11 protein-coding genes are annotated in these 9,335 nt (G+C 33.5%); 8 read left to right on the top strand and 3 right to left on the bottom strand.

All coding sequences use genetic code 11. The annotated features are described in order from the left end of the window. The coding region (locus ATO12_RS26290) for a hypothetical protein (protein WP_205625263.1) at positions 1 to 765 on the top strand (765 nt) is incomplete at its 5' end. 15 nt (positions 766 to 780) lie between these two features. Then, positions 781 to 1,299 carry a hypothetical protein gene (locus tag ATO12_RS24410; RefSeq protein ID WP_034247687.1) on the top strand — a complete coding sequence of 173 codons (519 nt, stop codon included), beginning with the start codon at positions 781 to 783 and terminating at the stop codon, positions 1,297 to 1,299. 63 nt (positions 1,300 to 1,362) lie between these two features. Here the strand turns inward: ATO12_RS24410 and ATO12_RS24405 are convergent, their stop codons facing one another. The 3 genes from ATO12_RS24405 to ATO12_RS24395 all read right to left on the bottom strand — a co-directional run bounded on the left by ATO12_RS24405 (position 1,363) and on the right by ATO12_RS24395 (position 3,629). Further along, positions 1,363 to 1,938, bottom strand: coding sequence for an RNA polymerase sigma factor (locus tag ATO12_RS24405; RefSeq protein ID WP_034247685.1), 576 nt, complete (start codon positions 1,936 to 1,938; stop codon positions 1,363 to 1,365). Positions 1,939 to 2,120: 182 nt separating this feature from the next. Further along, positions 2,121 to 3,224, bottom strand: a complete 1,104-nt coding sequence (locus ATO12_RS24400) for a helix-turn-helix domain-containing protein (protein WP_034247683.1) — start codon at positions 3,222 to 3,224, stop codon at positions 2,121 to 2,123. Positions 3,225 to 3,299: 75 nt separating this feature from the next. Then, positions 3,300 to 3,629 (bottom strand): helix-turn-helix domain-containing protein, encoded by a 330-nt coding sequence (locus tag ATO12_RS24395; protein ID WP_034247682.1) that lies wholly within the window; start codon positions 3,627 to 3,629, stop codon positions 3,300 to 3,302. A gap of 133 nt (positions 3,630 to 3,762) precedes the next feature. Here ATO12_RS24395 and ATO12_RS24390 point away from each other — a divergent pair, with 133 nt between their 5' ends. The 6 genes from ATO12_RS24390 (at position 3,763) to ATO12_RS24365 (ending at position 8,168) form a co-directional block, all read left to right on the top strand. After that, the gene (locus ATO12_RS24390) at positions 3,763 to 5,373 is read left to right on the top strand and encodes a hypothetical protein (protein WP_034247680.1); all 1,611 of its coding nucleotides are present in this window, start codon (positions 3,763 to 3,765) and stop codon (positions 5,371 to 5,373) included. Positions 5,374 to 5,412: 39 nt separating this feature from the next. Beyond that, positions 5,413 to 6,375: a tyrosine-type recombinase/integrase gene (locus ATO12_RS24385; protein ID WP_034247679.1), complete on the top strand. Its 963-nt coding sequence runs from the start codon at positions 5,413 to 5,415 to the stop codon at positions 6,373 to 6,375. After that, positions 6,362 to 7,243 carry a tyrosine-type recombinase/integrase gene (locus tag ATO12_RS24380; RefSeq protein WP_034247677.1) on the top strand — a complete coding sequence of 294 codons (882 nt, stop codon included), beginning with the start codon at positions 6,362 to 6,364 and terminating at the stop codon, positions 7,241 to 7,243. Before ATO12_RS24385 ends, ATO12_RS24380 begins: the two co-directional genes overlap by 14 nt. Positions 7,244 to 7,275: 32 nt before the next feature. Continuing rightward, complete coding sequence (locus ATO12_RS24375) at positions 7,276 to 7,506, top strand: hypothetical protein (protein WP_034247675.1); 231 nt, start codon at positions 7,276 to 7,278, stop codon at positions 7,504 to 7,506. A 156-nt stretch (positions 7,507 to 7,662) separates the two neighbouring features. After that, positions 7,663 to 7,881: a hypothetical protein gene (locus tag ATO12_RS24370; protein WP_131248899.1), complete on the top strand. Its 219-nt coding sequence runs from the start codon at positions 7,663 to 7,665 to the stop codon at positions 7,879 to 7,881. Further along, complete coding sequence (locus ATO12_RS24365; protein WP_034247671.1) at positions 7,875 to 8,168, top strand: type II toxin-antitoxin system RelE/ParE family toxin; 294 nt, start codon at positions 7,875 to 7,877, stop codon at positions 8,166 to 8,168. Before ATO12_RS24370 ends, ATO12_RS24365 begins: the two co-directional genes overlap by 7 nt. Positions 8,169 to 9,335: the final 1,167 nt, after the last annotated feature.

The following is a 9,335-nucleotide window of genomic DNA, read 5'->3' as shown; positions in this document are numbered from 1 at the left end:
GGGAAGGAAGCGTTTGAGCTGAGATTGTGGGATGCAAGGATTGGTAGATGGTTGACTACGGATCCAGCGGGTGAGTTTTATAGCCCGTATCTTGGGATGGGGAATATGCCTACAGTCGCAGTTGACCCTGATGGAGGTGATATAATTATTTTGACAGATTCTGAAGCCGTTGGTGGATTAGGTCACGCTGCTGTTTTAATTGGGAATGATAAAGATGGTTGGCGCTATATATCTAATAATGGTACAGGAGATGGCTCCTCTCCTTGGGGGAGTGCTAAAAATGCTGACCTAGGTAATATACCATATGATCCAGCAACAAAAACTGGAAATGATTTTAGAGGAACTGGTCTAACAGCTAATGAGATAATTGCATTAGTTCAAAAATCTAATACCAAAGAACATCATAATTATGATAAGGCAATAAGAATTACTACAACATCACAAGAAGATATTGCCGCATATAAAGCGGCAACTACTCAAGCAGATAGAAAAACTTATGGAATTTGTGGTCCAGGTTCATCTTGTATAGATCCTCCTCAAAGTGCACTTAGAGGTGCTTTAGAACATAGGCTAGGCAAAGAGTTATCTTGGTATAGGTATTTAGATTTTGGATTTGACGAGCTAACCCCTAATGTTTGGTTTCATCGACTTAGACTCCAGCCAGGAACTTATTTTAATGATATGAATAATTATTTGAGGAAACAAAATAAAAACATCTTAGTTGTCGGAGATTTAATTGAAATTGGAAAAGAAAATGGTAATTAAATAATTTTTTAATTTATGAAAACTAGTTTTAAAATTTTAATAGCTATAATCATTATCTTTCTCATTGGGTTCTTGATAATTAATTCTTTTTCTGGGTGGTATGGCTATGAGAAATGGAAGTATAGGAGATATACATATGGAGATATAATTTCTTCAAAGAAACGAGGTGTTTTTGTGAAAGATTTGGAATACTCTATAGAATTAGATTCAATTAATTATTCTTTTGATTTAAATGTATTTGTAGAGAAAGGATTTTCTTATGGTAAACATAGTAGCCAAGAAACAATTGTTTTAAATGAAACAGATCATCCATATCAAATATCATTACCTATAAGAGATACTACTCAACAAATAAGTTTTAACGTTCATATGAATGATACTATTAATACTTATAAAGATAATGGTGTCATATTGCTCAAAAAACCTTTTATTAAGGATACTTTAACGGTCGATCTGTCTAAATTTGATAATAGTTCAAGGAAGTGGAATTCCATAGGAAAGATAAAAATATGGGATGAATCCTCTAAATTATAAGACATAATATACAGGAGATATAGAACAAGTATCTCCTGTACTTTGTGTTTTCAAGAAAAATCCTTATTCACATGCCTTTAATTCAAAATAAGAAGAGTTTTGTTCTATTATTTCCAATAACCTTTTCTTTGCTTCGAACTTCTTTTTTCTGACATACCCTTCAGAATATCCCATTAGATTAGCAATTTCTCTCATACTTTTTCCTTCGAAATAATGATTCAACAGTTTTTTGTTTGAATCATTAAGTTTTAAAAAATATTTTCGATACAGATGTTCTTGCTCATTCTTTTCTATATCATCGATAATGGAATCATCAAAGCATTCGTTATTTTCTGTAATAAATGCTTCGCCTAAGGTTATTTTCTTTTTTCGTCGTAACCGATTTCTCCAGATATTTTTACAAACCCCATAAAAATAGGTGTAGATAGAACAGTTGAGTTCTAGAGTGTCTTTGGTTAATTTTTGGTAGATCAATATTAAGGCATCTTGAACTATATCTTCTACATCTTGTTCACATCCTGAATTTTGTATAATATACCTTCTAACATAGCGGGTACTTTGTTTATAAAAATCAGAAAGAATGATTTTATCACCTGTTATGATACCCTCCAAAATAATATCATTTTTTTTGTTTCCCATAATTGATATTCTTTTACGATTATAAATCCTTAACTTTTGATTGACTCAAAAATAAGAGTGAGAAGATAGAAAGGTGTGCTAAATATTAAGCAGATCAAAATACAGGACACAATTGCCCTTTCATAAAAAAAATAGAGAATACAAAGTCCTGAATATTGTCTACATCAGAATACAGGACAAACTTATTTTCTTAAACGAAAAGCTGAAGGTGTTTGGTTTGTCTCTTTCTTAAAAGCGGCATAAAAATTAGATTTCGAATAGAATCCCGATTCATAACCAATCGCTTCTATTGTGTAATTTTTATAATTAGGGTTTAAAAGCATTTTTTTTGATTCATTAACCCGTAATTGATTAACAAAGTCGGTAAAACTTTGATTTGCATTTTTATTAACTGTTTTGGAGAGATGCCCTATGCTAACATTAAATTTTTCTGCAACCAGATCAAGATTTAAATTAGGGTTTAAATACAGCTTTTCATTAATTATAAAACTTTTGATTTCTAAAAAAAAGTCATCGTTGATGTATGCTGTTTTTTGTCCATTATATGTGAATTCAATAGTATCATTTCTTATCTCTATTCTCTGATTAAATATTTGTGTTTCGATTATACCTTTATAAACAATCCAATACACCAAAATTGAGATAATAATCCATAATGGATAATATTTACTCAAATCGTCTTCAAACCGAGCGATATTGTCTTGGATTACAAAAACCCAGAATACACATATAATTATCCCAAAAACTAAAGCTTGTTTTAACCATTTAGTTTTTGCTTTTATCTCTGATAAATTAAAATCAGTTTTTGCTTTTTCATACTTATGAATTTTAATCAATATGATGGTAATCATAGATACAGAAAACACTAATGATAAATACTCTTCTAAAGTTAAAAGAATATGGATTAAATCATTTGATAATGTAATCAGACCAAATTTCATTATCAAACGAAATATAAAGCTTGTAAAAAATGGAACAATAATAGCTAAGATTATTTTCTTGGGGGATTTTATTTGTAAATATTCGTCTACAAATGGATAAAACATTGACATTATTAAAAATTCAAAAGGTATTTGGAAGTACAATTCGTTCACCATTCCTGTATCCAAAAGCCAATATTGAAAATTGTTGAAAGAAAGTGCTAATGCGGTGGATACTAAAAAGTAGTTGGCAAGAAATCTATAATTTTTATTAAAAAAGACAATCAAAGCAAATATCGGACCTTGAAAAATACCTATTAAAATAATGATATTGAAAATATTAAAGTTCAAACCTTGATCAATCACTAGTATTAGTATTTTTTTAAGATAAAACTATAGCAAAGATAATGAAACAGTCATTTTAAGGAGGTTATTTTGATTTTAAGAATAAGCCAGTCGAGCTTTAGCATCCCGTATCATAGCATCAAGAGCAAATAGGATATGTTCACGATCTTTTTCTGGTAGTTTTTGTATGGTCAGGATTTTATTAGTAATCGATTCATCAACGAGTAATTCTGTTTTGCCTACCAAAAAATCTAAAGATACATTAAGCGAATCGGCAAGTTTTGTAGCAGTCTCTATAGACGGGTTAGAATCTCCACGCTCATACCTCCCTAAAACATTAACATGTATATCTACCTGTTTAGCGAGTTCTTCCTGTGAGAACTTGTTCTTTTTTCGTAATTCTTGTAACCTTTCTGCAAACTTCATAATCATAAATCTACCTTAAATAGTGTGTTTTTACAAATATAGAGGACTTATTCAGGTTTAAAAACAATTGATTGAGTTGTTTTTTAAAACGATTTAGGTATATTTGAACCTAAATAGTAAGATTTAGGGAGTTATGAACAAATTACAGATTGATAACACAGATCAACTCATTTACGAAAACGAAATATTACAATTAACCGTATTGGGCGGTATTAAGTTAGAAGGACTGGACAGGATGCGTACCACCCTAAAAGTACAGTTACAAAAAAGCAGCCGACCACCAGTACGGCACAACTTAGATTTATATAACGATACACAGTTAGAGAAGTTCATAAGAAAATGTGCCGAAAAGTTAGAAATCGGTACGAGTGTTATTGCAGCCAGTTTATCAGAACTGACAGAAGAACTAGAAAAATACAGGTTAAACCTGATTAAACAAAAAGAGGAAAATCTAAAACCCAAGGTCAAAAAGTTAAATCTAGTAGAGAAAGAAGTAGCAGAAACCTTCTTAAAGCAACCAGATTTACTACAACAGACCAACGAACTTATTGGAAAGTCTGGCGTTATTGGCGAAGAAGTGAACCGTTTGTTAATGTATATCATCTTTACAAGCAGAAAACGGGAACAACCTTTACATGTTGTAAGTCTTGGTAGTAGCGGAACAGGAAAAACACATTTACAGACCTCTGTTGGAGAATTGATCCCCGAAGAAGACAGGCTGAGCCTGACCAGTTTATCGGAGAACTCATTTTATTACTTTCAACGCCACGAACTCAAACACAAAGTAATCCTAATCGAAGATCTGGACGGCGCAGAAAATGCACTCTATCCATTACGAGAGCTACAAACTAAAAAACGTATCGTAAAAACTATTGCCAGTAAAAATCACAAAGGCGAAACCCAAACCAAATACTTGGTTGTAGAAGGCCCTGTATGCGTAGCAGGATGTACTACCAAAGAACAAATCTACGAGGATAACGCCAATCGTAGTTTTTTACTCTACCTAGATGAAAGTCCAGAACAAGATGAGAAAATAATGATCTACCAAAGACAAATATCTAGTGGCGAGATCAATTTTTATGAGCAGACAGAAATACAAGAGTTTTTACAAAACACACAACGGGTTTTAAAACCAATAACGATACGAAACCCTTTTGCAGAATATTTATGTCTGCCATCGGCAGTATTTAAACCAAGAAGAACCAACAACCATTATTTACAATTTATAGAAGCCATTACTTTTTACTATCAATACCAACGAGAGTCGAAGGTCGACAGCCAGAGTGGCGAAATTTATATAGAAACGACATTAGAAGATATCGAAAATGCCAATAAATTACTCAAAGAAGTATTACTACATAAAAGCGATGAACTTACTGGTAGTTGCCGTAATTACTTAGAATCCTTAAAAGGGTATTTAAAAGCGAAGAAGAAAAAGGATTTTACCGCATTAGAAATCCGTAAGCAATTACGATTACCAAAAACTACCCAATGGCGGTATCATAAACAATTAACAGATAGTTATTTAATACAGATCATTAAACAAAAAGGAAAACAAACCAATCGCTGCAAACTGACCAATGAGAAAGAATACCAAGAATTAGAAGTACAGATACAAACGGTTTTAGATGATTGCCTAAATAAGATTAAAGATATTGTCTGTGGCGACTCGCCACGTTCCGTCGTTCCACAGCGTTCCAAATCTAAAATGGAACGGATAACCAAAACAAAAACAATTAGTTAAATCAATTGTTCCGCAGTTCCAAGAAAAAGTATATAAGGCATGAGAAAACTACACCTTAAAAACGAAAATTACCAATACTTAGAAGCCTCTTTTAAAGAATGGTTAGATATTTTGGGCTATGCAGAATCTACTGTTTACAACCTCCCAAATCATATACGGGAATTACTCTATTATCTGGAACAAAACAACATCAATCATATCAAACAATTGGATAATCAAATCATCAAGGAATACTACAACTGTTTAAAATTACGTAGTAATGATCGAAAAGGCGGAGCATTAAGCAATGGCAGTTTAAATAAACATTTACAGGCACTTTACAAGTTTACAGACTATTTACGTCAAAACGGTAGAATTATCCTTCCTAAACTGACAATTGATTGGGAGCAAGACGATACAGGAACTATCGAAACACTCACACCACAAGAAGTAAAATTACTCTACAAAGCTACAAGATATTACCCCAGAAATGTAAAACACGCCAAACCCGAATACTTTTTTGAAGCGATTGCCTTACGTGACTGTGCGATACTGACCATCTTTTACGGTTGTGGATTACGTAGAAATGAAGGCTATCATTTACAGGTCAATGATATTAATTTTGATCGACAGATACTCCACGTCAGAAAAGGGAAAGCTAATAAAGAGCGGTTTGTACCCATCAACAAAATGAATCTAAACTATCTAGAAGAATATGTATATGATGGTAGACCAATACTGATAAAAGACAAAACAGAAAGTGCCTTTTTTATAGGTGAACGAGGTAAACAGCTTATGGCACAATCCATCGCTATACGGCTAAAGATATTACAACAACGAACTGATGATATTGTATTACAAGAGAAAAATGTACGCTTACACGTATTACGCCACAGTATTGCTACACATCTACTTGCCAACGGAATGCCATTAGAAAATATCAGTAGATTTTTAGGACACACCAGTTTAGAAAGCACTCAAATTTATACTCACTTAATAGCCCAACAAGATGAAAACCTTTAAAAACTACTTGTTATCCAAAGGTTTTAGTACTAAAACTACAGCTACGTATCAAAAGAACTTACTTGCTTTTATTGTTTGGACAGATACACATCAAATAGAAGTTGAACAAACTACCTACAGGGATTTATTAGGTTATATCCAACATTTACGGAACAAAAATGTAAGCAGTCGAGCCATACAATCCTATATCAACAGTTTAAATCACTATTACAAATGGGTCATAAAAAGAGGATTAAGAAATGACAATCCGACCACCAATATTGATATTAAAGGCATCAAGCGCAGAAACCTATGCCATATCCTTGACAAACAAGAACTTGAGAGAATCTATTACGATTACAAAGAATTATCAAGTAAAAGTCCGTCCGAAAAACGTAATGAAATTATTGTGAGTTTGCTAGTCTACCAAGGCTTGACCACTACAGAACTTAAAAAACTGACCATCCCAGATATAAAACTGCGTGAAGGTAACATTTACATCGCAGCCACTAGAAGAAGTAACGAAAGAACTTTAAAATTAGAATCCCACCAAATATTGGATATTATGGAATATACCTTACAAACCAGACCTACCATATTATCAGAAACCCAGAAAGAAACTGACCTGTTTTTTGTTACTAGCGGAAGTAGTTTAGAGTTGCAAAACGTTATGCAAAAACTAATGCAGCAACTACGTAAGCAAAGCAGAAAAATAGAAAGCCTTAAACAAATCCGGACTTCGGTCATTACCCATTGGTTAAAGAACTATAATCTAAGAGAAGCGCAATATATGGCAGGACATAGATACGTAAGTTCTACAGAAGCCTATTTAATCAATGATCTGGAAGGTTTACAGGACGATATTAATACATACCACCCAATAGGGTAAAAACTATACGTATAACTATTAAAGATATCATTATGAAATTACCAAAAACTTACATCAAAATCCCAATCACAGAGCTAGGGGAATTACGTTTTATGCAAGATACTTTGTTAGATAACCTTAGTTTGCTGAGCCAAACGGAAGATAATTTTTCTACCAACAGGAGTATCAAGGACAATATGTACTGGATCAGTAAAATACTGGTTGCCATAGCTGAAATTGATCAACGCAGAGAATTTGATGATTTAGAACTAGAAAAGAAATAATTACTCATACTCCTAAAACTTTTAAAAAACTGAAACAGCTTTTAATGGCTTTAAAAAAAATATGCTTGATCACTAAAAATATGTGTGTTAGCAATGCAAAACTTAAAAATATTAGTATATTAAACTATCTTTGTTATGAATGTAAAAATGAATATTATGGATTTACAAGCAAGAAAATATGAATTTATCCGAGAGCTTTTTAAAGTAGATAAAGCTAGTGTTATGGATAAGCTTGAGAAAATTCTAAAAAAAGAACAAGTTGGTAGAGATACCATAGAGGAATATAATAAAGATATTGACGAAGCTATTGCAGAAATCGAAAAGGGGGAATTTTATACTCACGAAGAAGCCCGAAAAATAGCAAATAAATGGTAAAAGTTATTTGGCGCAAAGGAGCTCTTGATCACTTAAACAAAAACTATAACCATATTAAAAAAGACTCACTCCAATCTGCTAATAAAGTGAGGGATACTATTTTTGATATGGCAGAGGCATTAAAAGATCAACCTACCATTTATCCTTTAGATAAGTATCGAAAAAATAACAAAGGAGATATCAGGGCTTTTGAAAAGTTCAGTTTACGGGTTGCTTATCAGGTTACTAAAACAGAAATCAGAATCATTAGAGTTCGCCATACCAGTAGAGATCCATTAGATTATTAAATTATAAACTTCAAGAAACAAAAACAGGATTATCGAAGATGGTCGTGTTTTTTTGGATATAATTTGTATCCAAATTATATCCAAAAAGACAAATAGTACTAAAAATTCAAGAGTCTCGCCTATCGGCTCGGCAAGTTATTATGGGCGCACACTCCATTACATTACGTTTTTGCCCATAAGCTGTAATAAGGAGTTCTTTCGTCACGCCACAAGCTATTTTTTGTTATTCCATAAGTGCAGAAAAAGCACTTGTTCCATACCGTTGCAACTTCCTCACCTTCGGTCGTCAGCTTCCACTACAAATAAATAGCCTTGTTCTGTTCCTCTATCACCCGCAGCTACTTTTTTGCTTAAAAACAATAAGGAGTGGCAATGCCACAGATAAGAAGTTAAGCAAAACCGCTGCTTCATTGGCTCCGCCGCTTGGTCGCAGCCTAGCCGATTATTTATGTTGAAGATTATATTTTGATAAATCGGAAAACATAAAAATCGTCTGGCGCATCCCTTCGTTACACTCCCGGTCTACGTCGGTTGCTCCTCTCCGCTATGGCTACGCCTTTGTTTTTGCGTGCAACGCAGCTTATCTTCAATCGCCAGATAGCTATGATCAATCTTGAAGCTGAAGCACTACGCTTGCAGCCTTTGCGCACTTCAGCTTCAAGATTAATCGATCTTACTCAGAATCTAAACTCGACGATATTACGTATATGAGTCGTATATAAACCGTATGCATACGTATTGCGCTTCTAAAGCGGAATAACAGCGAGGGCAAATGCTGCCGGGTTCTTCCGCTTTAGAAGTGGTAGGCATAGTGCCGATTGAACGACCGCGTAAACTTGATCATTAAAATCTTAAACCCTCAATAGTAGCAGTCTGTGTGGGGCTATTGCTACATAATTGCGTTATAGACCCTGAGTATGCGAAGAGCGGGTATAACTACCAATTATGTACATATAGCTTTGGTGGTAGCGATGGCGATAGGAATCGGAATTTTACTATCTTTACCCAAGCTGAAAGGCAATACGTTCTTTAAAAAAATGTGGAAGAAAGGTACTAAGGAAATTAGGTAAACCGATCAAAAAAAAGCATTTGATTAGTTTTCCTTTGGGATGCCAATGCCTAACCGTAAGATCACTAATGAACCCTACAGGTATGCATACCAGGGAC

Origin of the sequence: Aquimarina atlantica (assembly GCF_000626715.1) — a bacterium.
GTDB lineage: Bacteria > Bacteroidota > Bacteroidia > Flavobacteriales > Flavobacteriaceae > Aquimarina > Aquimarina atlantica.
Note: the sequence above shows the minus strand (reverse complement) of the source record. Positions and strands in the feature narration are given on the sequence as shown.

What these genes read in the sequence shown, in the direction of transcription:
- ATO12_RS24410 (WP_034247687.1), top strand. Translation starts at nt 781, where the DNA reads ATGAAAACTAGTTTTAAAATTTTAATAGCTATAATCATTATCTTTCTC.
- ATO12_RS24405 (WP_034247685.1), bottom strand. Translation starts at nt 1,938, where the DNA reads ATGGGAAACAAAAAAAATGATATTATTTTGGAGGGTATCATAACAGGT.
- ATO12_RS24395 (WP_034247682.1), bottom strand. Translation starts at nt 3,629, where the DNA reads ATGAAGTTTGCAGAAAGGTTACAAGAATTACGAAAAAAGAACAAGTTC.
- ATO12_RS24390 (WP_034247680.1), top strand. Translation starts at nt 3,763, where the DNA reads ATGAACAAATTACAGATTGATAACACAGATCAACTCATTTACGAAAAC.
- ATO12_RS24385 (WP_034247679.1), top strand. Translation starts at nt 5,413, where the DNA reads ATGAGAAAACTACACCTTAAAAACGAAAATTACCAATACTTAGAAGCC.
- ATO12_RS24380 (WP_034247677.1), top strand. Translation starts at nt 6,362, where the DNA reads ATGAAAACCTTTAAAAACTACTTGTTATCCAAAGGTTTTAGTACTAAA.
- ATO12_RS24375 (WP_034247675.1), top strand. Translation starts at nt 7,276, where the DNA reads ATGAAATTACCAAAAACTTACATCAAAATCCCAATCACAGAGCTAGGG.
- ATO12_RS24370 (WP_131248899.1), top strand. Translation starts at nt 7,663, where the DNA reads ATGGATTTACAAGCAAGAAAATATGAATTTATCCGAGAGCTTTTTAAA.
- ATO12_RS24365 (WP_034247671.1), top strand. Translation starts at nt 7,875, where the DNA reads ATGGTAAAAGTTATTTGGCGCAAAGGAGCTCTTGATCACTTAAACAAA.